The sequence below is a fragment of the Vreelandella venusta genome (assembly GCF_044809155.1).
GTDB lineage: Bacteria > Pseudomonadota > Gammaproteobacteria > Pseudomonadales > Halomonadaceae > Vreelandella > Vreelandella venusta_B.
On the sequence record NZ_CP085241.1, the window covers coordinates 1,284,258 to 1,308,839 of the forward strand.

A 24,582-nucleotide genomic window follows, 5' to 3' on the forward strand; every position below is an offset into this window, starting at 1 on the left:
TTATGAATAGTAGTGCAAACTATCAAGATAAAGCTCAGCATATTGGAGACAATAATTTCGTCTCATTAACGCACTTGGAAACTGCGGTTGAACAGATCAAGAAAGCTTGTCGCGGTGATGAAAAGTTAGTCGACCTAATAGAGGATTTAACAGAGTTAATAACTAAACATCCAGATCGAGAAATTATTGGTTTAGAGAAGAAGCTTGAAAATGGAGAGAGAAATGACTTGTTTAAGAGAGCACGACGTCTAAAAAATAAATTTTCTCGGCGAGTCGCGAAAAATCAAATGTCAATTGCTGAACAGCAAATCTATATTCAAGTACTGTCAGCCATTAATACAACTTGGTATAACAGCATTAACCCTAAAATTATAGATGGGGCATCTAATGATGAAGTCGATAAGCTAATATATGAGGAAATAATAAAGCCAATTCATCAAGCAATTGTTAGATTTGATATTACGGTTACGTCTGAAACAGTTAATGGAATGCTTTATTTTTTAACTGGAAAGTGTCATCTTGTTTGGGGGGAAGAATGCTAATTTATCATCCCTTTCAGGATGCCAATCACTGCGTTTTTAGGACATTGTTGCTCCTAGAACATTCTGTTCATGATGAAATAGACATAGAACTTTATAGATTGTTGGATTTCTATATACTGTTTCCTCACTTATTAAAAAAAATAAAACCATTGCCGATAGAGTTAAGAGAATATAAACGATTGATTGAAGAAATTCCAGATCCGTTTGAGTCAATGCTTAATACGAAGCGAATTATTCATGAATTGGAGTCATTGCAAAGTGTTGCTCTTCATAACCTTCTTGCTAAGAAACTGATTGATTTTGACAGCTTTAAAGATAAAAAGGTAAAAAGAACTGATGAAATTCTTCCAGAAAGTATTTCAGTGGCAATAAATGAAGCGAAAAATGTAAGTGAAGAATGGTTTAGAATAATTGCTAACGAGCTACCTCTGGTTAACTTTAGCGGAAAAAAAGGGTTGAAGATGAGGACTGGCTTGATGGAGTTTAGGTATGATTTGGAGGGGGTATGAGTCAGTCTAATCTGCTTGTAAGTCGCTTTGCTGTCAATAAATCTGGGTTTTTTGTATATAATCAAAAATTTCATAATGGCGTCAATATAATACGTGGCGTTAATGGTACTGGTAAATCAACTGTTGTTGATTTGATGTCCTATGCATTGGGTGCAGTTCTAACTGAATGGACCAAAGAACAGCTTAGTTGTGATTGGGTTATTGTGGAAGTGGTTTTGAATGGTAATATTTTTTGCTTAAGGAGAGATATTACTGAAAGTGGCCAAGCAAAAATGGATATCTTTGAAGGGAAGTTTGAAGATGCTTTAAACTCGGTCGCAGCATGGACACAATACTCAATGCGCCGAAGTAACGAGAGGCACAGCTTTTCTCAGCAAATATTTGAATTGTTGGGCATGCCAAGACATAAAACTGATGACTCAAAGAATTTGACACTACATCAAATTCTCCGCCTTATGTATGTAGATCAGCTGTCAGCAACTACCAAGCTCTTAAAAGAGGATAAGGAATGGGACAACGCTACTTTTAGGCGAGCCATTGGCGATTATTTGCTAGGTATTGATGATCTTGAAGCCCACAATTTAAGGCAAGACTTGCTATCAGAAAACAAAAAATTCGAAAGGCTTAATGGTGAGCTCAATGCAATATATCGGCTTTTTGGTAATGAAGTTTCACAGATAAATGAGCAAGCGCTTAACAACGAAATTTCTGAGTTAGAACTAAAAGTAGGTTATTTAAAGAAACGCAAGAGGGAAGTTCTTCACGATTATTCAGGAGAAGAGGATAAGCTTGTAGCAGAAAAGGCTTTAACTTTACAAGTAGAAATAGAAGAGCTTTTTGAAAGAAAGAAGAAACTAGAATCAGACAAATATGAAGTTTCGATTGAACTAACTGACACTGAACTGTTTGTCATTTCTTTAAATGAAAGAAAGATGGCGCTGGAGCAATCTAGAGTTGCATTCTCTTCTTTGGGTGAGATCCAATTTAAATATTGCCCTGCTTGCTTAGAACCTGTCCTTGATCAAGGGCGATCTAGTTGTTGCTTATGTAAAACAGAAGCAAGAGATGGTGAGCGTGATGTTGCGTATGTGCAAATGTTAAATGAGTTGAATTTTCAATTGAGGGAAAGTAATGATTTAATTAACGAATTTCGAGAGGAAATGGATTCTATTGCTAGTCAACTCCCTAGGATAACTAGACGTATTGAGGAAGCTAGGTTTGAATATCAGGAGCTAAAGGTAAGTGTTAACGCTAAAGACGCAATAATATCTGAAATATCTTCAGAAATGGGTTTTTGTAAAAGTCAAATGATAGCGCTAGAAGATCGGAGGGAGAACGTTAACAAAGTTGAGTCCATGCGTAACACTAAGGAAAAGATAAATAAAAGCATCCTGAATATTAAAGATAAGCTGGATGCAATAAATGCTCAACAAGCAGATAGATATAATCTAGTTTATGATTCTATTGAAGCCACCGCTGGAAATTTGTTATCTCAAGATGGTGGTTATGAGCCTAGTTTTGATAATGTTGAAGAAGTAAGTTTTGATTTTTCTAAAGATAAAATGTTTGTTAATGGGCGTAGTAAATTCTCTGCGAGTTCAATGGTTATTATGAAAAACAGTATACGATTAGCTATATTTTTACATGCAGTAGAAGACAAGTATGCGCGATTGCCGAATTTTATGATTATGGATAATATTGAAGATAAAGGGATGGTTGATGAGCGTAGCCACAATTTTCAGCACCTGATTATTTCTGAATGCAAAAAACTAAAAAAGAATTACCAGTTAATATTCACAACTTCAATGATCGCACCTGATTTAAATGACACTAAGTTTTGCGTAGGACCAATGTATGAAAAAGGTATGCATACACTAGAGTTTTAGAAAATTGATATTTGGCATTATGGCCTTAAAAATACATAGCAAAGCTCAAAAGCGATACCGAAAACCGGAGCGTTTCAGCTTTATGTTGAGGCTGTAGAAAACCCCTTTGACGGCTAGGTTTTTGTAGGATCGGGAAAAACAGACGAGGAGTGGTCAGCATGCCAAGCTTAAAGCCCTATAACCACGATCAGAAAGCCATGGTGGTGACCAACTACTACTAAGAGCTGCTCCAACCCAGTACCTTTGCGCACGCGGTGTATTATCTGATTGAGCATAATTTAGACTTACCCATTTTCCATGCCAAGTACCTAACGATACGCCCAGTCGCTGGCTATGATGCAGCTATTCTATAAATTCAGTTTATTCAAGGCGATCCATCAATATTATGACGAGAAAAACACTAGGCTTGAAGGTGAAAAGACAGACAGACACCAAACCCACCAACGAAGTCGAAGAACAAACCATCAACGACCCCATAACACGCTTCCTAAACGGCACCGCCATCCATCCCTCCCCACGCCTCTATTTAGCGCCGAGTGATCAGCCACTTACCGTGCGGGCGATGGATTTGATTACGCCCATCGGCATGGGGCAGCGGGGCTTGATTGTGGCACCGCCCGGCTCTGGCAAAACGACGCTGTTAAAGCATATCTGCCAAGCGGTGGCAGAGGCTTACCCGGAGATAAAGCTGTATGCCTTGCTGATTGATGAGCGCCCGGAAGAAGTGACCGATTTTAAGCGCAGCGTCTCGGCTGAAGTGCATGCCTCATCGTCCGATGAAAGCTATGCGCACCATGTGCGGATGGCTGATCAGCTGCTGGATACGGCGCGTAAGCAGGCAGGCGAGGGGCACGATGTGATGATCGTGATCGATTCACTCACCAGGCTTTCTCGGGTTCATAATGCCGAGCAGCGGGGCAATGGGCGTACCATGTCGGGTGGGCTGGATGCTCGGGCGATGGAAATACCCCGCAAACTGTTTGGCGCGGCGCGAAAGATCGAAAACGGCGGCTCGCTTACCATTCTGGCCACCGTGCTGGTGGATACGGGAAGCCGTATGGATCAGGTGATTTTTGAGGAGTTTAAGGGCACGGGCAATATGGAGCTGGTGTTATCACGGGACGTGGCTAATCAGCGAATTTTCCCGGCGATTGATATTGCCAAAAGCAGTACCCGCCGAGAAGAGCTATTGATCGAAGCGAAAGATATTGAAAAAGTACGCACCCTGCGCAGAGCGTTAACACCGCTTAAGCCCGTCGAAGGCGCGCAGAAGCTGCTTGCGCTGTTGGAGAAATACCCCACGAATACTGAGCTGTTGGATGCTTTTTCGCCCGCTGAGTAGCGGTGAAGCTCACCCTTGTATTCTTAAAGGTGAGCTTCTTGGTGAACGCTTAACGGCTGCTTTTTTTAATGTGGTTCAAATTAGACGCGGGCACGGCTTTTTTGACCGAAAAGCCTTCCACTTCTTTGCGCTCAATGGTGTTTTTCAAGCGCCTTTCAATCGCGCACAGATTTTTAAAGTCGCTGATATCGACCAGCGAGATGGCTTCACCAGTAGCTCCCGCGCGGCCGGTGCGGCCAATGCGGTGGATGTACTCTTCCGGCTGGAAGGGTAAATCGTAATTCACCACACGGCTGAGTTCGCCAATATCCAACCCCCGAGCGGCCACGCCCGTAGCTACCAGGTACTTCAGTTCGCCCGATTTGAACTGATCCAACACCTTTTCACGCATGGCTTGGCTTCTGCCGCCATGGATGGAATCCGCTTGAATACCGCGCTTTTCCAGCTGAGCCACTAGCTTGGCCGCGCTGTGCTTTTTCTCGACAAAAATTAGCGCCTGATCCCACGCTTGCTCGGTGATCAGGTGGCTCAACAGGGCGGACTTGGTGTCTTTGTCGACTGTGATCAGCCACTGTTTGATGGTGGCGGCGGCGTGCACGTTAGGAGTAATGGAGATGTTCGCCGCCATGTCGGTCATTTTGCTGTCTGAAAACGCGTGGGCGATGGCGCGCACGTCGTTGGTCATGGTGGCCGTGAACAGCAGGTTCTGTCGGTTCTCCGGCAGGCGCACGATGATTTTATGGATGTCATCGACAAAGCCCATATCGACCATTCTGTCCGCTTCGTCCAGCACCATGACTTGCAGTTCATCGAAGTGCAGCGCACGCTGATGCGCCAAATCCAGCAGCCTGCCCGGTGTGGCGACCAGAATATCCAACCCTTCGATCAAGCGCTCTTTTTGCGGCGCGGTATCCACGCCGCCATACGCGGCCATCGAGGTGAGCGCGGTATGCTTGGCGTATTGCGCCACGCTGGCTTCCACTTGAACCGCCAGCTCGCGGGTGGGCACAAGGATCAGCGCACGAATGCGTTTACCGCGCAGCGGCTCTGCGGCTTTGCTGAACTGTTCCAGCAGCGGCAGCACAAAGGCGGCGGTTTTGCCCGTGCCGGTTTGTGCGGTGGCGATTAAGTCTTTACCCGACAGAATGGCAGGAATCGCTTGTTCTTGGATGGGCGTTGGCGTCTGGTAACCGAGTTCGGTAATCGCCTGAACGAGAGGGCTGGATAAGCCTAGTTTTGCAAAGGGCATGAGAAGCTCTGACAGAGTGTCGTAAGGGGTGTCGAAAATAAAAAGTGGTGCAGCATAGCGTAAAATCAACCGTTCGTTGCTCGATTACGCGTTTATTTCCATCCAACCTTTCCCCCGTACCCCCATCCCCACAAGGTATAATCCCCCCATTCACCCAGAAGCTCACGCTTGCCGGGTTTGTTATCAGTCTGTTTTGCGTCATCTGTTACTGAGCAATAGGGGGAGTGGTTCATGATTAACACCAAAATTTACAAGGCAGTGTACGAACTCGCCGAAAAGCTGATGAAGGCCGCTGCCAAAGATGACCGCGCCACTTTTGAAGCGTTGTATGCCGAGCTGCAGGCGATCTGCACCGAGCACGAGAACACCGAGAAAGACCACCCGGAGCAGTGGGAAACCCTGGCCGACTTCACCGAAGAGCTAGAAGACGCGCTGCCGATCTACCAAAAAGCGCTGGATAAAGCGGTGGCCAAGCAGTTGAACGACCACATTGCCTCGATTGGTTTCTCCATGGCGGCACTGCAAGTGGAACTGGGCGACAACCAGGCGGCGATTGAACGCTTGCAGCAGGCCCAGGCCAGTGCCCACACTATTGAAGATAACGAACTCAAAGCAGAAATTGATGAGCTGCTGGCAACATTAACTACCGGTTAGGAATCTGATTTTGACCAATAACGATATTTTTCGCCGTATCCGCTACACCTTTGATTTAAAAGACAACACCATCGTGGATATCTTCGCGCTGGCAGAAGTGCCCGTTACCCAGCCGCAGGTCACCGCGTGGCTGAAGAAAGACGAAGACGACGCCTTCGTGACGATGAAAAACCGGGAGCTGGCTGCGTTCTTGAACGGTTTCATCAGCTTTAAGCGCGGCAAGCGTGAAGGCCCGCAGCCTGCGCCAGAATCGCAGCTGAACAACAATATGGTGTTCCAGAAGCTGCGCATTGCGCTGAACATGAAGGCCGACGATGTGCTGGAAGTGTTTGAGCAGGTGGGGCTGCCGCTAAGCCACCATGAGCTCAGCGCGTTTTTCCGCAAGCCGAGCCATAAGAACTACCGTGAGTGTAAAGACCAAATGCTACGTAATTTCCTGATGGGCATTCAGCTTCAGCTGCGCCCGAACGATAAAGGCTAAGCAAGGCCCTCGCGCTTCACACACACGAAGATCGCATTGCCTGAGACGTTATCCCAGGGCGTGATGGTCTGGTAATCATGCTCAAACACGTGCACCTCGAAGGTAGGCTCCAGCAGGGCGATAAGCTCGCTAAAGCTGACCGCCACCATGGGGTGCTCGTCGTTCCACACCTGCGTTGCGCCTGCCTCTGTTTTCTCAATGCTCAGCCGTAACGACTGCCGTGCCCCTTGCCCGCTGTAGTGCCAGCCTGAACAGAATGAGAACGTGGCGCCTGCCTGCTGGGCAGTATGTTTGGCGGATAGCGCGTTGTTAATGCGCTGCTTGTTCACGGCGTTAAAGCAGAACACGCCGCCTTCGTTCAAAGCACGGTGGGCGCTGGCAATGCAGGCGCTTAGTTTCTCTAGGCCATCGCTGTAGTGGATGGAGTACAGAAAGCAGGTGATGAGATCTAGCGGTTCGTCGACCTCAAAGCTGCCCATATCCTGCAGTGAGAAGTGCGCCTCTGGGCACCGTTGGGCGGCGATATCCAGCATCGGTTGGTTAATGTCCAACCCGCTGCTGGTATAGCCAGCATCCAGAAAATGACGCACGTGAGGGCCGGTGCCGCAGGCTACGTCCAGATGGCGTTTACCTGCGTTACCAAAAATTTGGTGCAGGCGATGAATGGCGTTGCTTTGGGCCTGGTAGTCGATGTCGACGCACATCAAATCGTAGTAGCCAGAAAGGTCGGTGTAGAGTGCGTTGACGGACATAGTGGCCTAATGGTGAGGGCTGAAATAAATTGGGTGGCGCATAGTAAACGAGCGGTTGGGGTTTGAGAAGTGAGGGCGGGATGACGGCTAAAGAAATCTGTCTACTTCCCGATAACACCTTAATGTAGTAAATCCTAACGTCGCCACAAGAGTCCGCTATGCGCAAATTACGTGCCCTTTGTCTTACTACTCTACTGCTCACTCTTCCGACTTATGCCAAGGCTTCTGTGCAGGCGGCTGAAGCGGCGGTGCTGGCGTGGTTAGCGGCGGTAGATAACGGTGAATACCAGCAGGCGTGGGAAGATGCATCGCCGCTGTTAAAAGCACCACTTTCCTCGGCTATGCTTCAGCGCACTATTTCGCTGTCGCGGCGGGATCTTGGCGCAGCGCAAGCGCGGCGTCGCGTGCGCGTGTCGCAGTACACGTCGATGCCCGGCGCACCGCAGGGGGACTATAAGGAATTTACGTTTCAAACGCGTTTTGAAAACAATCCCAGGGTAATGGAGGTAGTAACGCCCCATCTTGAAAACGGTACGTGGCGCGTGAGCGGCTATTATATTGAATAAGGACAGGGCAGACGTGGCGGAAGATACAACAGTGCCGCCGAACCAGCGGCGCCAACTCAACCAGTAGTGGAAGTGACTGAGTACTACGATTGAAATAGAACTGCCTAGACAGCGCTATTGGAAGAGTTATCGAGAAAGTTATTGAGCAAGTTATTGAGCAAGTTATTGAGCAAGTTATTGAAAAAGTTATTGAGAGAGCTGATCAGCAAAATCATGGTTGGTGTCACGGTGGCCTGCTTCATCAGCCCTTACCGCAACCACCACCTCACGCAGCCGGGCATCCTGCGGCAAGTTCCAGTAGTCGATAGCGATTTGCGGAGCAGGGATGTTTTCGTATTCGCCGCGATCAATTCCCTCTAGGTACTCGGTATAGCTATAAACGGCTTCCTCTTCTAAGTAACCCACTACTCGGTGGGCGGTTTTGCTGGAGCAGAGGTAAAGCAAGAAAAACAGGTTAAAGAAAATACCTTGCGCCAACATAATAATGAAACGCTCAAAGCGGTTGGGTTTGGCCACTTTGATAAACGTCATTAAGTGCATACGCTCATTTTCAGCTTCATCCAGCAGCGTACGAATCCAGCCGTCGTCATCTTTAATACGCCGCAGGGCATGTAAATGCTGGATGGCGCCTCCGACCATGCCGGGCACCGCGGCCACCGTTTCTAAAATGACCGCTCGATGGCCATAGCGGCCTGCAAAAAACGCATCTGCAAAAAAGCGCATGAAGCGTACTAACCGATAAGCAATGCGGTCAGAAAGTCCGCGTGGTTGATAGTGGGTCTGCTTTGTATCACTTTCGGTTGAACGGTCGTTAGTGGTGCGCATCATTATCTTCCTTATCTGAAATGTTCTAGTGGTACGACTTCTGTATAAGAGTCTGGTTCACGCAGGAAGGGTAAACAATGCAAGAGTTAGTGCTTACTTTTGCTTATTTTATGGCGAGCACACCCAGGGGTTGCTACGTTAACAAGAGGTTTTGATATTAACAGCTGCTTTTTGGTTTCTAGGAGTTGTACAGGTTTTGTGAAGCCAAGTGGTGCTGTAGAGGTCACTGTTGTAGGACTTAGACACTGGCGCGAAGCGCGGGAGCGAATATGCACGCCTTTCCTCTCAAATCGCATTGGCTGTGGGTAATGCTGGTGGGCGTAATGATGACGGCATTGTCATTTACGTGGCAGGCAGCGGCGCAAAGCAGCGGTGCTAGCGCGTTAGTGCTTAATGTTGAGGGTGCCATTGGCCCAGCCACAAAAGACTATTTTGAGCGGGGGCTTCGTCGCGCTGAAGAGCACGATAGTCAGCTGGTGATTGTTGAGCTTAATACTCCCGGCGGGCTGGTTGAAACGACCCGCGACATGATTCAAGCCATGCTTAATTCCGAGATCCCCGTGGCCATGTATGTGTCCCCCAGCGGCGCACGCGCGGCAAGCGCTGGCACTTATCTATTGTACGGTAGCCACGTGGCAGCTATGGCGCCTTCGACCCATTTAGGCTCAGCCACCCCGGTACAAATGGGTGGCTCGGGCTTGCCGGGCAGTGAGGATAATGCGGAAGAAAACGACGACGCCTCAAATACGGCAGAGCGTGAAGGCACTGCGATGGAGCGAAAGGTGCTGGAGGACGCCGTTAGCTTTATTCGTGGCTTGGCAGAGCGTCATGGGCGTAATGCTGAGTGGGCAGAAGAGGCGGTTCGTGATGCGGTTAACCTCACGGCTAACCAAGCACTGGAGCAAAATGTGATCGATGTCGTCACACGAGACATCGATGACCTCTTAGCGCAGCTGGACGGCATGACGGTGGTAATGGAGCAAGGAGAGATGACGTTAGCGACAGAAAATCTGATCGTCGAGCGTTTTGATCCAGATTGGCGTACCCAGCTGTTGTCGCTGATCACGAACCCCAATATTGCCTACTTTTTGATGATTATTGGCTTTTACGGGCTCATTTTTGAGCTATCAAGTCCCGGTAGCCTATTCCCAGGCACCATCGGCGTTATTTCGCTTTTACTAGCACTTTTTGCCTTCCAGGTACTGCCTATCAATTACGCGGGACTAGCGTTGGTGGTGGTGGGGCTGGCGCTCATGGTGGGAGAAACGCTACTCCCCAGTTTTGGCATATTAGGGGTGGGTGGCGTCGTCGCCTTTGTTTTAGGCTCTGTAATGCTGATGGACGCGGAATACCTCGCTATTTCGTTACCCCTGATTGGCGGGGTAGCGCTGATTTCAGCCAGTTTGATGCTGTGGACACTCACTCGATTTGCCACGTTACGCAGGCGCCCCGCACACACGGGGGCAGAGCAGCTTATGGGTGCTCAAGCGTTGGCGCTAGAAGACTTTCATACACGGGGCCATGTGCGCCTGCACGGAGAGCGGTGGAACGCAGTGTGTGAGGTGCCCGTTAAGCAAGGAGATACCTTAAAGGTAGTGGGGCTTGATGGTCTCACCGTCCATGTGGCGCCCTATTAACCAAAACCAACGGCTAGACGAGGTGTGCAATGATGCTTTCTTATTTTGTTCCCGTTGTGTTGGTAGTAATGCTATTTGCTGCCTCTATCCGTATCTTGCCCGAGTATAAGCGCGGGGTAGTGTTCTTTCTGGGGCGATACCAAAAGGTGAAAGGGCCAGGGCTGGTGATTGTGATTCCTGGCGTTCAGAAGATGGAAGTAGTGGACTTACGCGTCATCACGATGGATGTGCCCGAGCAGGACGTGATCTCTCAAGATAACGTGACGGTAAAAGTGAATGCCGTGCTGTACTTTCGCGTAGTCGACCCTGAGAGGGCGATTATTCAGGTAGAGAACTTTACCCAGGCGACCAGCCAGCTGGCGCAAACGACTCTTCGCTCCGTGCTGGGTAAACACGACCTTGATGAGATGCTTTCTGAGCGGGATAAGCTGAACGATGATATTCAAGAGATCATTGATACCCAGACGGAAGCATGGGGCATCAAGGTTGCGAACGTTGAGATTAAACATGTCGATCTGGATGAAAGTATGATTCGCGCCATTGCTCGCCAAGCAGAGGCGGAACGTGAACGTCGCGCCAAGGTAATTCACGCAGAGGGTGAACTACAGGCATCGAAAAAACTCGTGGAAGCCGCCAATGTGATGCAGGAAAACTCCGCCGCACTCCAGCTACGTTACCTGCAAACCATGAGTGATATGAGCAATAAAAATGCTTCAACCATTGTGTTCCCGCTACCTATGGACATTATGGAAGCGTTTAAAGATATGAAGGCGAAGCATCAGGCGTCAGCGCCGGATAATCAACAAAACGGTGCATAATGCTTGCTGCCAGCTGGCTGCTTAGTATGTGCAAACATAGCGCGTTGGCTAATCAAGCCGGCTATCAAGATGCTAACCGCACGGCAAAGCCGATGATGAGTGTCCCAAATACCCAGCGCTGTATGGTTTGCCTTTTTTGATGGTTGGCAAACCAGCGCTGCATTTGTGCGCCCAAACAGGCATATAGCGCATCATACAAAAGCCCCACGCCCACCAGTACAATCCCCAGTAAAGTGAACTGAAGCGCAACGCCACCGTGTTGTGTGTGAACAAACTGGGGTAATAGCACCGAACAAAAAAGCAGCGATTTTGGGTTCAGCAGGTTGGTTAAAAAGCCTCGTCTCCAAGCCAGGTAATAGCTCCCGGTAAGCGATGCGTGGGAGTGTTGGATATCAACGCCCTGATGGGGACGAATTAGCTGTACGCCCACCCAAACCAAGTAGGCAGCGCCAAGGTACCGAACGGTATCAAAAAGCCATGGGGCAGCGACAAACAGGGCCGCTAAGCCCAAGCCCGCTAACGCCACATGCAGCCCCCGAGCGATGGCTAAGCCTAACGCTGTCGCTAGCCCATGTTTGCGGCTCAGCGTGCTACTGGTATGCAGCACTAACAGCATATCTGGCCCTGGAATCAGGTAAACAATGGCTAAAGCGCTAATAAAAAGACTGATTTCCATGGCCGTTCCCTCTAAATGCACGTGGTGGCTTTATAAGAGGCATGATACCGTTAAGTGCATGAGTGATTTCTTGCCATTTACACTCATAAAAATGTTGTTATTAGTGTTTTATGCCAACTAGCAGTAGGAAAATACCTGCTTATGCCAAGTGATCAGTTAGATGCGACCGACCGACGTATTCTTGCGTTGCTGCAGGGGGATGCTCGCTTAACCAATGTGGAGCTTGCGGAGAAAGTGAATTTGTCGCCGTCTCCCTGTTTACGCCGAGTGCGACGCTTGGAAGCAAGCGGCATTATTCGTGGCTACCACGCAGAGCTTGACCGCCGGAGCGTCGGGCTGGAGTTAACGGTGTTTGTAGGCATCAAGGTAGAACGCCACCATGAAGAGCAGGCCAATGCCTTTCGAGAAGCAGTGGTCAAACTGCCGGAAGTGGTGACTGCGCACCTGGTGTCTGGTGAGTCTGATTTTCTGCTACAGGTGGTCGTGCCTAGCTTGGCAGCATACGAGGCGTTTTTAACGGGGACGTTGCTGCGCTTACCGGGCGTAAGCGATATTCGCAGCAACTTTGCGATACAGCCGGTAAAAGAGTATGGGACCTTACCGTTGGATAATAGCAATCAGGCCTAGCCGAGCAGTCAAAAGGTGGGGGCGGGAGATATTTGGTTTTCGATTAACGCGACATCACTACCCCCGCTAGCGTCTGAAGCCCGACAACCACCACCAGAACCACCATGCCAAGCGCCAGGCTGGTTTTAAGCGCATGGCGCTTCCACATGCTTTCTACTCGGTGGCCAAAGCGGTGTACCAGCCAGGCAAGTCCGTAATAGCGAAGCCCGCGTGCAATGAACGCCGCTAGGGCAAAGAGCACAATAGGATAGCCAGAAAGCCCGGCGGTAATCATCGCTACCTGAAATGGAATGGGCAAAATGCCAATCGCCAAAATGGCGGCAAAACCGTACTGATTAAAGACGTCCTGAAATGCCTGATAGCTTTGCTCCATTCCCATAAATTCAATAAACCAAGTCCCTATGGATTGATACAGCACCATACCCACGGCATAGCCGACAATGGACGCTATCAGACAGCCAAGGGTCGTCGCGGTGGCTATTGCCCAAATGCGCTGCTTGTTCATCGCCATGAGCGGGATCAATACCAGCTCAATGGGAATTGGCAAAATAATGGTTTCTAAAAAAGAGAGCGTGCCGAGTAGCCACAGCATGTGCTTCGAGCCGTTAATACGCTCGAACCACTGTTTCGTTCGCGTTGTTGAAAGCATTAGTTTGGCTCTCTACATTTCAGTATTTATACGGCGATAGACGGCCGCTAAAAGGCTGTAGAGACCAAACGCAAAGAGCCCTAGGGCGACAAAGGCCAGCAACCACTGTCCAAAAGGTTGGCTGCGCAGCGTGCTGAAGACTTCCCCTATGCCGCCTGCTTGATTGGGATTAATTTGGTAGGCCGCGATGATAAAAAAGCTACCTACGATTAAAAAGACGAGACCGCGAATCACTAAGCCGAATCGGCAGATAGGGTAAGCCCATCGTTGCGTTTGTGGTGGCATCGCAAAGTGTTTGTCGAATTTGGCCTGATAGCCTTTGAACGCGTGGGCAATACCTACGCCTATCATGACTAAGCCAACTCCCCCCACCAGCCAGCGCCCAAAAGGCAGCTGCATCAACCACCCCGCCATGCCTTGTGAGCCACCGCCTGAATCCCCGGAAGACCCCGCGAATTGGAAGATCAGCGTCGCGGCAAAAAAAGCCAATAGAATATGCGTAATAGCACTTGCCAATAAGCCCGCGCGAATAGCTAACCCTTTGGCGTCATTACCGTGATGGTCGGCGTCTTTAACGGCTTGAATCGTGCGCCACATAGCGTAGCCGACTAAACCGACAGCAATGATACATAACATGATTTTACCAAATGGGGCGGTGAGCACACGTTCTAAGGCGCCCCGGCTGCCTTCAGTTTGGCCGCCTTGCCCAAAGGCTGCCAGAGCGGCAAGGCCACCCACCAATACATAAACGATGCCCCGTGAGGCGTAGCCCATGCGAGCAAACAGGGTAATCGCATCACGGTGATCTGGGTTATTCATACGACTGGCCATAGTGTCCTCCTGACGTTAATGGCATTGCGAATTCCTATGCAATCTGGCTTATCTAGAGCCTGTCTGGCGGCTCATACTGTGTGCGTGCTGTGCTATTGTCCAGCTTAGACTATGCTGCAATTTGAAGGGTATGTTCACCCGGTGCAGGGCCAAATGCGATGACATTCGCCTTCAGTATATTAGGGAGTCCGATAAGCGGATGAATCATGTATTGCCTATTTTTTGGCGTGATGAGCATATGCCACATGTCGAGCTGCGCAAGATAATGGATGCGCGGCAGGTGTGTTATGCACCACATAGTCATGCGCACTGGTCGCTGGGGGCGGTGACAGCCGGTGTCAGCACCTTTCTATATCGGGATGCATCGCATCAGATTAGCGCCGGTGACTTGGTCATGATGAACCCACACTGGGTGCATGCCTGCAACCCAGTCGCTGATCAACCTTGGGCGTATTTGATGCTCTATGTCGACAGCTGTTGGTTGAGTGAACTGCGTTATCAACTTGGTCTGCTGCCCTCCTTAGAGTGGCAAGACATCGCCACGGCGGTCATCCGCCAGCCTCTTCTCTATACCCAGTTTTGCGTAATGGCCGATTGCTTATTGGATGAGCAAGGCACGATTGACCACAAACAGCAGGCATTAACAGCTTATCTAACGACACTGATGATTGAACTGGCAGAAGAGCCGCCGCTGGCGCAACCGCCAACGCCTAAACTGCTGGCGCAGGTGGCGCATTATCTGAACGAACACTGCGCACGCGATATTTCGCTGGATGATTTATCCCAGCAAACGGGATACAGCGCGGGGCACCTGATTCGTTCGTTCAAGCAGCACTATGGCTTAACGCCTCATGCCTATCTGATCAACCAACGCATTCAGCTAGGACAAGCGGCGTTAAGGCAAGGCCAACCGATTGTTGAGGCGGCACTAACGGCGGGGTTTAACGATCAGCCCCATTTTCAACGTACGTTCAAGCGGCTGGTAGCTGCTACGCCAAATCAATACCGCGCACCCTTATTCAAAAAGTAGAAATAACGCGCTGCCTGCCAAGCCTGCTGCCAGGCAGCGATTGATCGTTAGTAGCACCACGGAGCGGTGCATATAGCGTTTTAGAAATACCCCCGCGTAAACCCAGCTTGCCAGGGAAAGCCAACAGATTGGTAGATATAGAAGGGCAAATAGGCCAATCAGATAAGGGTCGTTACCATTGGTGTACGCGCCAATGCCCGCTGCCGAGGCCAGCCACGCTTTGGGGTTTAGCCACTGCATGGCAGCCCCAGTGAAAAAGCCAGGAGCTTTATGTGGGGTGTGTTCCCCTACATGGCCATCGTGCTGGAGCAAACGAACGCTTAGATAGAGTAAGAACACGATACCTGCCCATTTTAGCGCCTCCTCCAGCCAGGGCATCACATTTAGCAGCGAGTAGAGGCCTGCGCCAATACCAAGAAACAGCACGAGAAAGCCCAGCGTCGCCCCCGTCACGAAGATGAAACCTTTATGAATGGGGTAGTGGGTGCCGCTGCTTAAACAAACGATATTAACTGGCCCTGGTGAAATAGACGCCGCCAGGGCAAACGCCGACATGGGTAACAGTAGCGATGTGTTCATAATGTTCCTCCTGAAGGGAGGTGGCAGTTTGCGAGAGAGCGCTGTCGGCGTATTGCACAAAACTGATGCATGACTTGCGCAAGATTCGGGTGGGGTTTGGCGCCTTTGCTGGGTAAGCTGGAGCGTACATAAGCACTACTCCGCAATGTGGCCCGTGAGAATGAAGCGATGAACGACTACGCCCGGATTGAAAAAGCCATGGCCTTTATGGTGGCGAATGCTGCCCAGCAGCCGAGTTTGGAAACAGTGGCGGCGCAGGTTCATTTGAGCGCGTTCCATTTCCAACGGCTGTTTTGCCGCTATGCAGGTGTGAGCCCCAAGCGCTTTTTGCAGGCGCTGACACTGGCGCGGGGTAAACAGCTGATCGCGTCTGCCCAGAGCCTTACCGATACTGCCCAGGCGCTGGGGCTAAGCGGCGGCTCGCGGCTTTACGATCATTTTGTCACGCTGGAAGCGGTGACACCTGGAGAGTTTAAGCGTCAAGGGCAGGGCGTTGAGATTGCTTATGGCATTCACCCCACACCGTTTGGGGAAGTGCTGGTGGCCACCACCCCCAGGGGCATTTGTCGCATGGGGTTTCTTGCCGCCACACCGAAGCAGGAGATGCTCGCTCAGTTGGCTGCCGATTGGCCTCGCTGCACGTTGCGCCAACAGCCAGACGCCACCCGTTATGCGGTCGAGGCGCTGTTTGAGCCACAACACAACGCCGCGCCGGGGGCGCTGTCGCTGCACGTTAGCGGAACGAACTTCCAAATTAACGTTTGGCGAGCGCTGCTGATGATTCCTGATGGGCAGCTTGCCAGCTACTCCCATGTTGCGCAGGCGCTGGGGTCGCCGAAATCTTCCCGTGCGGTGGGCAATGCGGTGGGCGCTAACCCCATCGCGCTATGGATTCCCTGCCACCGAGTGATTCAACAAAGCGGCGCGCTAGGTGGCTACCGCTGGGGCGTAGCGAAAAAACAGATGGTGCAAGCTTGGGAAGTCGCCCAGCACGTTAAACCGCTGGAACATACGCTGTGCTAGTGCCCAAATACGGACCAGCCGGTGTCTTGGACAAACATTTCCAGGGCGCGTGTGCCCAGCAGGCTATTACCGTATTTATCCAAGCCTGGCGACCATACGGCCAGCGAGCCGCGACCAGGGGCAACCGCTAAAATGCCGCCGCCTACGCCACTTTTGCCGGGTAGGCCGACGCGGAAGGCAAACTCCCCCGATGCATCGTAGTGGCCGCACATCATCATTAGCGAGTTGATCCGCCGCGCACGCTGGGGTGATACCACTCTTAGGTTGCTAGGGCGGTTAACGCCGTCTGAGGCCAAGAACAGTCCCGCATGAGCAAGCTGCTCGCAGCTCATGGCGATAGCGCACTGGTGGAAGTAAGTGCCCAGCACTTTATCGACATCGTGGCGTAGATGGCCAAAGGCCTTCATAAAGTGGGCAAGCGATGCGTTGCGGTCTTTGTGTTGCATTTCCGAAGCTGCAACCTGATGGTCAAAGCAGATACTGTTGTCGTCAGCAATGTAGCGTACAAAGCTCAATATTTCGGCGAGGGTCTCTTTGGGTTCGTGGCCCATCATAATGGCATCCACTACCGCAATGGCCCCAGCGTTAATGAACGGGTTACGCGGTTTTCCTCCCTCATGCTCTAGCTGAACAATCGAGTTAAACGGGTCGCCAGAAGGCTCGCGTCCAAGCTTAGACCACAGCCCATCGCCCCATTTGCCCAGAGCGATAGTCAGTGTAAATACTTTGGAAATACTCTGAATTGAGAACGGCGTAGTGGCGCAGCCTGCAGAAAAGCGCTGGCCGTCTATAGTGGCCAAGCTAATGGCAAACTGGTTTGGGTCGACATGGGCTAGCTGGGGGATGTAGTCCGCTACTTTGCCCCGCTCAGTTTCAAGGGCAAGTTGGGTGGCGATATCGTTAAGCAACTCTTGCATGAAATCCATCGTCGTATGGCAGCGTGGGGGCCGCTACCCTAGCGGAAAATGCTGAGGCTGTCTGCTGATGTGTGCCCCTTCAACACGACATAATGCCCATTTCGAGTGACATTGATGTAAAAAAGCGCCGCATAGGCTCTAGGCATAACCTCTAAGTTATTCAAGCGCGATATGGCATTTTTGGTGGCACTCTTTCTTATTGTTTTAAGAAGCGGCTCGTCGCTTTTAAACAAGTAATAGTTAAAATAAACTATAGCTTAATTAGTAGATTTATCCATTATTATAATATTTATCAGCTGTTTTTAATTTTGTTGTGTTTTTTGTTTGATGAGTATTTTCATACTTTTATTAACTTGATTCGTTATTTTTCTCAGTATTTAATGCTTCGGCATCTCATCCCCTGCATCGAAACGGGTAACGAATCTCATGTTTGCTTTTATTAAATACCTAGGCGTTCATTATGTTTGAGCGCCATCCTCTCTTCTTAGCGGTAGGGATTGCGCTCAGCACGCTGTCATTATCAGGATGTAGCTCCAGCGGTGGCGGTGGTGGCAGCCAGGATATGCATACGCCCAGCGGTTTTTCCTCTGGTGTGGGGGCCAGCCAAGCTCCGGTACCGCTTTCGCCTGGTTTGGTAAGAGTGGCGGTGGCGGATAGTGCGTTTGATGTAGCTGCTATCATTAATAGCGAGCGCGTGATTGAAAGCTTAGATGTCCATACCGGCACGTCAGATGTTCGCGGTTTTGATGAATGGCACGGCAACGCCGTTTCCTCCGCGATTACTAGCGGGAATTTGGGTAATGCCCGCTTAGACCTGCTGAAAGTAGAAGATAGCCTAGGTAACACCTTCAGTAATGCACTCGATTACGCTATTGGTGAAGCGGCCAGTCGCGGTGCCAGGGTAATTAACGCCAGTTTTTCCCGCCGCTTAGAGGCCAGCGATCCCAGGCTCTCCTTTAATGGGGTGACCTCAGCGGCCTCCTATCAGCGCGTTGTTAATGCCAATGGCGGTAAAGGTGCAATTTACGTGGTGAGCGCCGGTAATGCCGGCCGCGCTATCGACACCCAAGGCAACCCTATTTACACCAGCCAACCTGGGCTTTACGAGATGATGCTAATCGCCGTCGGTACCACGGCGAATGGCAATATTCACCCATCAAGTAGCTACCCAGGGGACGATGCTCGATTGCAAGCGCGCGCCATTGGAACCGACTTCGTTAACCGTCAGGTTGGCGCCCAGGGCACGTCGATTTCCGCTGCACGGATTTCAGAGTACGCCGCAGGAATTGTGGGCCAGTGGCCGCATTTAACGGCTCAGCAGGCGAGCCAGCGGCTGTTAGATACGGCAAGCCAGCAGAGCGCGTTGTTTCAGCAGAATAACTGCGGCGCGAGCGGCACGTTAAACTGTGGCGCCTTCTATTTGGGCCAAGGCATTGCCGATATTGACGCGGCCTTAGCGCCGGAAGGCGATCTGCTCGTCAGCCAAAGCCAGCGAGTGGACGATGGCGGTGCGCTAGCTGATGCCTCTTACCTGCAGCTTTCCGACGCTTATGGCGATGCGGTCGCAGCGTCTGGAGTGTTAGAGAACGTGGTGGCCTTTGACGCGCTGGGGCGAGATTACGCCATTGATTTAGGGCACAATACGCAGCCCCGCACCACGCGGGCCACGCAGCTTCGCGATCAGATGCAGCAGATGGCTAGCGCCTCCCCATCGCACGTCACTCCTCAGACGGCTATTGAAGGCAACTATCGTTTTTCTACCAGCAGCACGGCCTTCGGTGAGCTGTTGGCCAGCCGTTTCGATGGCACCTTTGGTAACGCCCAGCTCAGCGCCTTTCGTTTTTCGGGCGACCAGCCTAGCCCGATGGGCAACTACGCAGAGCTAGGCGTGATGCCAATGATCTCGTTCCAGGCGGGCTCGGCGCTCACCCAGGCCTTCGAGCGCGTCGATGGCATGGAAACCCGCTATGCCTTGGGGGAACGGCTGAGTATGACGGCGTCCCATTGGGCCGGGAGTGTTGCCGACGATGCGGCTAGCGACTATCAGGCGCAGCGCTCGGACGTAGGGCTTGCATGGCAAATTGCCCCAGGGCTGAGTATTGACAGCTACGTTGGCCAGTTGACCGAACAGCAGGGCCTATTGGGCGCTAGCGGTAGTGGCGCACTGGGGTTGGGCGACGATAATCAGATGCGCTTTACGGGCGTTAGCCTGCAGGCGCAATTAGATGGCTTCCGTGGTTTTGTCGAATTTGAGCAGGGGCAGGGCAGCGCGTCGGGCAACGGCCTGATGACAAGTGTGGACGGCATGCGTGCTCAGCAAATGGCCCTGGGGCTACAGTGGCAAGGGGAAGGCGAGCGCGCCGAGCGCTGGGCGCTTACCCTGCGCCAGCCGCTGCGCATAGACAGCGCCACGGCGAGCTTCGATGTGCCCGTAGGGCGCCGCTTGGATGGCAGCGTGGTGCGTGAAACGCGAAGCGCGTCTCTGGAGCCGTCTGGCCGTCAGCTTGATATCGAGCTGGGCTATGGGTTTGCTACCAGTGAGCGCAGCCAGTGGCAGTTCAACCTGCTGCATACCCGAGAGCCGGGCCACGATGCTGACGCATCGAGCGACACAGCGGCCATGATAAACTACACCTACGCTTGGTAATAGGTGTGTCATGACCACATTAATGATTCAAGGTACCACTTCGGATGCGGGTAAAAGCACCGTGGTGGCTGGGCTTTGCCGCGTTCTCAAGCGCCGGGGTATCTCGGTGGCCCCGTTTAAGCCGCAAAACATGGCGCTAAACAGTGCGGTGACTAGCGATGGCGGCGAGATTGGCCGCTCCACCGCGCTACAGGCCCAGGCGGCGGGCGTTACTCCCCATAGCGATATGAACCCGGTACTGCTAAAGCCGGAAACCAACCGGGGTGCCCAAGTGATTCTGCGTGGCAAGGTGTATGGCCACATGGACGCGTTGGACTACCACGCCTTCAAGCGTACGGCCCAAGAGAGCGTGATGGCGGCGTGGCAAGCCCTAGAGCAGCGGTTCGATGTGATTATTGCTGAAGGGGCAGGCAGCCCGGCGGAAATCAACCTGCGCAAAGGCGATATTGCCAATATGGGCTTTGCCGAGGCCGCTGACTGCCCGGTACTGCTGGTGGGCGATATTGACCGCGGCGGCGTGTTTGCTCAGCTGGTAGGCACGCTGGCGCTGCTGAGTGACAGCGAACAGGCCCGCACCAAAGGCTTTATCATTAACCGCTTTCGGGGCGATATTGCGCTGCTGGAGCCAGGGCTAGAGTGGTTGGAAGCGCACACTCAAAAGCCGGTGCTGGGCACGCTGCCGTATCTACAAGGGCTGCTGCTGGATGCCGAAGATAGCATCGGCACCGTGCAGGCTGAAAAAGCGAGTCAAACACTCAAGGTCATCGTGCCCGCACTGCCGCGTATCAGTAACCACACCGATTTCGACCCGCTGCGCCTGCATCCGCAGGTATCGCTTAGCTTTATCGGCCCCGACCAGCCCATTCCCCCCGCTGATGTCATCGTACTTCCCGGCAGTAAAAGCACCGCCAGCGACTTAGCCTGGTTAAAGTGCCAGGGCTGGGACGCAGCGATCACTCGCCACTTGCGCTACGGCGGCAAATTGCTGGGCATTTGCGGCGGCTTTCAAATGCTGGGGGAGTGGGTGGATGACCCCGAGGGGCTGGAAGGCGCGCCCGGAAAAATCGCCGGGTTGGGGCTTTTACCACTTACCACCCGGATGGTGCCCGGCAAGCAGCTTCGCAACGTTAGTGGCGCCCTAGTGCCGGAAGGCGCAAAGGTTGAGGGGTACGAGATTCACAATGGCGTTAGCGCTGGCCCGGCCTTGAGCAGGCCGCTATTTGATTTAGGCACCCATCTAGAGGGTGCCGTCAGCGAAGATAGCCAAGTAATGGGCTCATACTTACACGGCTTGTTTGACCACCCCGAGGCCTGCCAGGCGCTGCTTACCAAGCTTGGGTTAGCCGAAGCAGGGCGCGTCGATTACAACACCCACCGCGAACAGGCCCTGGAGCGATTGGCCGATACGCTAGAAGAGCATCTGGATATTGACGCGGTGTTGGCATGGTTAAAATGATAGTAGGGCTATTCCGCTGCGGTGTCTTTTTTAGGTCGCTGCGCCATTAGCGTAATTTCTACAGAGCTACCGCCGCAAAGGTGTGGTGATTCCGTGCAGGTGCGTGCGGGATAACGCCCAGGCTTGAAAAACTCCGCATAGACACTGTCCAGCGCGTTGATCTGTTTTAAATCGGCTAAATGTATATCGACTCTCACCACATCCGCTAAGCTGCCGCCCTCTTGCTCTAGCATGCGCTCAAGCTTGTGCATCACTAGCTGTGTTTCCTCTTTGACGTTGCCAAGGGTCGCTTGTGCGTTAGAAATGTCGGCAACGGTGAGGCCTGAAATAAACACATAGTGGTCATCAATGACCATGTGGCTGCCAGGAAAGCTGGGCTTGGGAAGCGTGGAATCGTTATTAAACTGTGGCATTCGTTCTCCTTAACGACAAAATAGCCGTTTCGCCCTTCATGCGACTATGGTTGTTGAATGTGGTTCCCTTTTATTAATGGGGTGGTGCTTGCGATGCCTTTGCTCTAGGCTGGCGAGCTTTTAAAACGCGCCAGAGTCGTTTTGGCGTCACGTTCAAGCGCAAAGAGAGAGCGTAATGAAGGTAGTTCATATTAATCAGAGCGCTAAGCGCGATGCGAGCTTGGCTACACTATGTGCCAAGGTGTATGGGCAGCAGGCGGGGCTAACGCCACTGGTGGTCTTTACAGGCACAAAAAACGTTTTGTTTACCCAAGAGGCGGCACGTTTAATGGCAGGCGTTGATGGTGAAGGTAAACCACTAGCCCTTGCCCTACTAGTGCTGGATGAAACAGGTCAGGGGATGACGGTCACTCACGCCTGTGAGTTTAAACAGGGCTCAAAAGCGCGGTTAATCAGCGAGCTTAGCTTAAAGGCACCGCTGCGTGTCGAGGTGGATACGACTGAAGAAGAGGCATTTTATCAGCAGTGTGGCTTTAAGCGCTGGTTTGATGGCGAGGGTAAGCGAATTGGTTTAGGCGCACGCCATCCTGCTAAAAGCCTCGACGAGTTAGCGCCTACGCTGCTGTGGGACGAGGCGCTAATTTTGCGCCGTTTTAAGCATGATCCCAGCGCGTTTTCTGACGCTAAGGAAGCGTTTCTGCTGGGTTTGAATAACTTCCCTAGCACGCTTTGAGCCTAAGGCCGCCGGGTTAATCCAGGCGGCTTTTTCTTTATAAGACTAAAAGATAACGTTTACGTCAACGTCGTTTGACGCAGGAGATTTGTTTCCAAATAAGCGATAACTTAACAAGTTTTAGCCGATTTTAGTGATATTTGCTGCTTATTAAGCGGTTATACGTTTGCCGTTGTTTCATGGTCCGGCGTTTTGTTGGCAACGCCATGCACGAAAGGTCGAATGTTATCTTGATTAATAGCTGAGTAAAAAGCACGTACCTAACAACAACAAAACTCAAGGATATTAATAATGAATAACCAGACACCGTGAGGAAACGCTGTGCTACTCAAACGCAAATATGGGGAAGAACATCCCTACTGGCCTGTTGGCCCTTTCAAAGTTCGCCTGCCTTTTATTCATTTCCGCTGGGAAATACCTGAGACCATTCAAGCGCTGGTCATGTTTGTTATCGGGCTGGGGATGATTCCGCTGTTAGAGCAGTACTTAGGACTCCCTTATGAAGTAGCGCTTGCATACGTCGTGGTGTGTGGTATCGGTTTTATTCTTCCTCCCCTGCTTGGGGTGCCTTTTGTGGCGGGGTGGATCACCCCCGCTATTCCCGTGGTGCTGCTGTTTATTGGCCAGTTTGAGCCCGGGCCAGACGCTATCCGCGCGATGGTGGCGCTGCAGCTAATGGTCACGGCGATTTTCTTGTTTATGGCAGTGACGCGCTTAGGCACGAAGCTGGTCAACAGCGTGCCGGATTCCATCAAGGCGGGCATTTTGTTAGGCGCGGGTATCGCGGCAATCAGTGGCGAAATCAGTGTTGGCGGAAGGCTGTACGAAACGCCTATTTCACTGGGTATTGGTGGTTTAATTACCCTTTATGTCTTGTTCTCACTTTCGTTTCGCGACCTGACTGAAAAATTCCGCTGGGCGCGTAATATTGCCGCCTATGGCATGGTGCCCGGGATGTTAATCACTATGGCGATTGGCTGGGGGGTAGCGGAATACCCGATGCCGACGGTGGAGTGGGGCATTGCAATTCCTGACTTTGGCGGTATTTGGGCCTACTTGCCGTTTACCATCGGTGCGCCCGGTATTGATCTGCTAGTGGCGGCTATTCCCACCGCGATTATCGCTTACATTATCGCCTTTGGTGACATCATTGTGGGTCAGAGCTTGATCAAGCGCGTGGACCATTTGCGGCCGGATGAAAAAATCGAGGTCAACGTTGATCGTGTTCACCTGATTACCGGCTTGCGAAACCTGATGCACTCTCTATTCGCCCCTTACCCAGGCTTAGCAGGGCCGCTTTTTACCGGTGCGATGGCCACCATTGCTGAGCGCTACCGGTATGGCCGTGGCGCAATGGATACGATCTATTCGGGTGCGTCGGTGTTCTGGATAGTGGGCTTTTTGGCGCTGTTTTTACTGCCGCTGGTAACGCTATTCCGCCCGGTACTGCCCATTGCGCTGTCGATTACTCTACTGATTACCGGCTATCTGTGTATTGCGGTTGCCGTAGAGCAGATCAAGAACGCAACGGCCATGGGGGTCGCTGGCATTATGGGAGTGGTGTTGGCCACGCACGGCGCAGCATGGGGCTTAGGTATTGGAGTCATTCTCTATTTTATGATTGAGCATCGTTCGCGCAGCCATGCGGAAGATGAAGCCGATGAGCCTATTCACGTAGAAGAGGATATGCCCGTTGAAGCAGAAGAAAAGCCGGTTAGCTAGTGCAGTAAGGTAATGGTT

At 51.5% G+C, this 24,582-nt stretch carries 25 protein-coding genes; 16 read left to right on the top strand and 9 right to left on the bottom strand.

Annotation, left to right across the window (positions count from 1 at the left end):
- Nucleotides 1-2: 2 nt before the first annotated feature.
- The 4 genes from LG301_RS06115 to rho all read left to right on the top strand — a co-directional run bounded on the left by LG301_RS06115 (nucleotide 3) and on the right by rho (nucleotide 4,279).
- Entirely contained in the window at nucleotides 3-542 is a 540-nt protein-coding gene (locus tag LG301_RS06115; RefSeq protein WP_404474319.1) for an ABC-three component system protein, read from the top strand.
- Complete coding sequence (locus LG301_RS06120; RefSeq protein WP_404474321.1) at nucleotides 536-1,051, top strand: ABC-three component system middle component 5; 516 nt, start codon at nucleotides 536-538, stop codon at nucleotides 1,049-1,051. The genes LG301_RS06115 and LG301_RS06120 overlap by 7 nt, the downstream gene beginning before the upstream one ends.
- The gene (locus LG301_RS06125) at nucleotides 1,048-2,937 is read left to right on the top strand and encodes an AAA family ATPase (RefSeq protein WP_404474323.1); all 1,890 of its coding nucleotides are present in this window, start codon (nucleotides 1,048-1,050) and stop codon (nucleotides 2,935-2,937) included. The genes LG301_RS06120 and LG301_RS06125 overlap by 4 nt, the downstream gene beginning before the upstream one ends.
- A gap of 385 nt (nucleotides 2,938-3,322) precedes the next feature.
- Nucleotides 3,323-4,279, top strand: coding sequence for a transcription termination factor Rho (gene rho / locus LG301_RS06130; protein ID WP_404474325.1), 957 nt, complete (start codon nucleotides 3,323-3,325; stop codon nucleotides 4,277-4,279).
- A 49-nt stretch (nucleotides 4,280-4,328) separates the two neighbouring features.
- Here rho and LG301_RS06135 read toward each other — a convergent pair whose 3' ends face one another.
- Nucleotides 4,329-5,528 (bottom strand): DEAD/DEAH box helicase, encoded by a 1,200-nt coding sequence (locus LG301_RS06135; RefSeq protein ID WP_404474326.1) that lies wholly within the window; start codon nucleotides 5,526-5,528, stop codon nucleotides 4,329-4,331.
- Between the two features lie 231 nt (nucleotides 5,529-5,759).
- Between LG301_RS06135 and LG301_RS06140 the strand changes: the two genes are divergently transcribed.
- Both LG301_RS06140 and LG301_RS06145 read left to right on the top strand, forming a co-directional pair.
- Nucleotides 5,760-6,182: a tetratricopeptide repeat protein gene (locus LG301_RS06140; protein WP_404474328.1), complete on the top strand. Its 423-nt coding sequence runs from the start codon at nucleotides 5,760-5,762 to the stop codon at nucleotides 6,180-6,182.
- Nucleotides 6,183-6,192: 10 nt separating this feature from the next.
- Nucleotides 6,193-6,663, top strand: coding sequence for a DUF1456 family protein (locus LG301_RS06145; RefSeq protein WP_188640221.1), 471 nt, complete (start codon nucleotides 6,193-6,195; stop codon nucleotides 6,661-6,663).
- On the opposite strand, the gene LG301_RS06150 is transcribed toward LG301_RS06145, so the two are convergent.
- On the bottom strand, nucleotides 6,660-7,415 hold the full coding sequence (locus LG301_RS06150; RefSeq protein WP_404474330.1) for a class I SAM-dependent DNA methyltransferase: 756 nt from the start codon (nucleotides 7,413-7,415) through the stop codon (nucleotides 6,660-6,662). The genes LG301_RS06145 and LG301_RS06150 overlap by 4 nt on opposite strands.
- 158 nt (nucleotides 7,416-7,573) lie before the next feature.
- Between LG301_RS06150 and LG301_RS06155 the strand changes: the two genes are divergently transcribed.
- Entirely contained in the window at nucleotides 7,574-7,981 is a 408-nt protein-coding gene (locus LG301_RS06155; protein ID WP_404474332.1) for a DUF4019 domain-containing protein, read from the top strand.
- A 186-nt stretch (nucleotides 7,982-8,167) separates the two neighbouring features.
- Here LG301_RS06155 and LG301_RS06160 read toward each other — a convergent pair whose 3' ends face one another.
- On the bottom strand, nucleotides 8,168-8,809 hold the full coding sequence (locus LG301_RS06160) for an alternative oxidase (RefSeq protein WP_404474334.1): 642 nt from the start codon (nucleotides 8,807-8,809) through the stop codon (nucleotides 8,168-8,170).
- Between the two features lie 266 nt (nucleotides 8,810-9,075).
- Here LG301_RS06160 and LG301_RS06165 point away from each other — a divergent pair, with 266 nt between their 5' ends.
- Together LG301_RS06165 and LG301_RS06170 are read left to right on the top strand one after the other, a co-directional pair.
- On the top strand, nucleotides 9,076-10,443 hold the full coding sequence (locus LG301_RS06165) for a nodulation protein NfeD (protein WP_404474336.1): 1,368 nt from the start codon (nucleotides 9,076-9,078) through the stop codon (nucleotides 10,441-10,443).
- Nucleotides 10,444-10,472: 29 nt separating this feature from the next.
- Nucleotides 10,473-11,261, top strand: coding sequence for a slipin family protein (locus LG301_RS06170; protein ID WP_404474338.1), 789 nt, complete (start codon nucleotides 10,473-10,475; stop codon nucleotides 11,259-11,261).
- A gap of 64 nt (nucleotides 11,262-11,325) precedes the next feature.
- Here the strand turns inward: LG301_RS06170 and LG301_RS06175 are convergent, their stop codons facing one another.
- Complete coding sequence (locus tag LG301_RS06175) at nucleotides 11,326-11,937, bottom strand: LysE family translocator (protein WP_404474340.1); 612 nt, start codon at nucleotides 11,935-11,937, stop codon at nucleotides 11,326-11,328.
- A 141-nt stretch (nucleotides 11,938-12,078) separates the two neighbouring features.
- Between LG301_RS06175 and LG301_RS06180 the strand changes: the two genes are divergently transcribed.
- Entirely contained in the window at nucleotides 12,079-12,564 is a 486-nt protein-coding gene (locus LG301_RS06180) for an Lrp/AsnC family transcriptional regulator (protein WP_404474342.1), read from the top strand.
- A gap of 43 nt (nucleotides 12,565-12,607) precedes the next feature.
- Here the strand turns inward: LG301_RS06180 and LG301_RS06185 are convergent, their stop codons facing one another.
- Together LG301_RS06185 and LG301_RS06190 are read right to left on the bottom strand one after the other, a co-directional pair.
- Entirely contained in the window at nucleotides 12,608-13,213 is a 606-nt protein-coding gene (locus LG301_RS06185) for a YqaA family protein (protein WP_404474344.1), read from the bottom strand.
- Between the two features lie 12 nt (nucleotides 13,214-13,225).
- Nucleotides 13,226-14,044, bottom strand: a complete 819-nt coding sequence (locus tag LG301_RS06190) for a DUF1206 domain-containing protein (RefSeq protein WP_404474346.1) — start codon at nucleotides 14,042-14,044, stop codon at nucleotides 13,226-13,228.
- 199 nt (nucleotides 14,045-14,243) lie between these two features.
- Between LG301_RS06190 and LG301_RS06195 the strand changes: the two genes are divergently transcribed.
- Complete coding sequence (locus LG301_RS06195; RefSeq protein WP_404474348.1) at nucleotides 14,244-15,074, top strand: helix-turn-helix domain-containing protein; 831 nt, start codon at nucleotides 14,244-14,246, stop codon at nucleotides 15,072-15,074.
- On the opposite strand, the gene LG301_RS06200 is transcribed toward LG301_RS06195, so the two are convergent.
- Nucleotides 15,060-15,653 carry a LysE family translocator gene (locus LG301_RS06200; RefSeq protein ID WP_290675262.1) on the bottom strand — a complete coding sequence of 198 codons (594 nt, stop codon included), beginning with the start codon at nucleotides 15,651-15,653 and terminating at the stop codon, nucleotides 15,060-15,062. The genes LG301_RS06195 and LG301_RS06200 overlap by 15 nt on opposite strands.
- A 168-nt stretch (nucleotides 15,654-15,821) precedes the next feature.
- On the opposite strand from LG301_RS06200, the gene LG301_RS06205 reads away from it, so the two are divergent.
- Complete coding sequence (locus LG301_RS06205) at nucleotides 15,822-16,676, top strand: methylated-DNA--[protein]-cysteine S-methyltransferase (protein ID WP_404474350.1); 855 nt, start codon at nucleotides 15,822-15,824, stop codon at nucleotides 16,674-16,676.
- Here the strand turns inward: LG301_RS06205 and LG301_RS06210 are convergent.
- Nucleotides 16,673-17,593: a glutaminase gene (locus LG301_RS06210; protein WP_404474352.1), complete on the bottom strand. Its 921-nt coding sequence runs from the start codon at nucleotides 17,591-17,593 to the stop codon at nucleotides 16,673-16,675. The genes LG301_RS06205 and LG301_RS06210 overlap by 4 nt on opposite strands.
- Before the next feature lie 460 nt (nucleotides 17,594-18,053).
- Here LG301_RS06210 and LG301_RS06215 point away from each other — a divergent pair, with 460 nt between their 5' ends.
- Nucleotides 18,054-20,240 carry a S8 family serine peptidase gene (locus LG301_RS06215; protein WP_404474354.1) on the top strand — a complete coding sequence of 729 codons (2,187 nt, stop codon included), beginning with the start codon at nucleotides 18,054-18,056 and terminating at the stop codon, nucleotides 20,238-20,240.
- Nucleotides 20,241-20,250: 10 nt separating this feature from the next.
- Entirely contained in the window at nucleotides 20,251-21,696 is a 1,446-nt protein-coding gene (locus LG301_RS06220; RefSeq protein ID WP_404474356.1) for a cobyric acid synthase, read from the top strand.
- A gap of 8 nt (nucleotides 21,697-21,704) precedes the next feature.
- Here the strand turns inward: LG301_RS06220 and LG301_RS06225 are convergent, their stop codons facing one another.
- Complete coding sequence (locus tag LG301_RS06225; protein ID WP_404474358.1) at nucleotides 21,705-22,109, bottom strand: RidA family protein; 405 nt, start codon at nucleotides 22,107-22,109, stop codon at nucleotides 21,705-21,707.
- Between the two features lie 175 nt (nucleotides 22,110-22,284).
- On the opposite strand from LG301_RS06225, the gene LG301_RS06230 reads away from it, so the two are divergent.
- Together LG301_RS06230 and LG301_RS06235 are read left to right on the top strand one after the other, a co-directional pair.
- A complete protein-coding gene (locus LG301_RS06230; RefSeq protein ID WP_404474360.1) occupies nucleotides 22,285-22,842 on the top strand; it encodes a hypothetical protein in 558 nt (185 codons plus the stop codon).
- A 321-nt stretch (nucleotides 22,843-23,163) separates the two neighbouring features.
- Nucleotides 23,164-24,564 carry a xanthine/uracil/vitamin C permease gene (locus LG301_RS06235; protein ID WP_404474361.1) on the top strand — a complete coding sequence of 467 codons (1,401 nt, stop codon included), beginning with the start codon at nucleotides 23,164-23,166 and terminating at the stop codon, nucleotides 24,562-24,564.
- The last annotated feature ends 18 nt before the right edge of the window (nucleotides 24,565-24,582 follow it).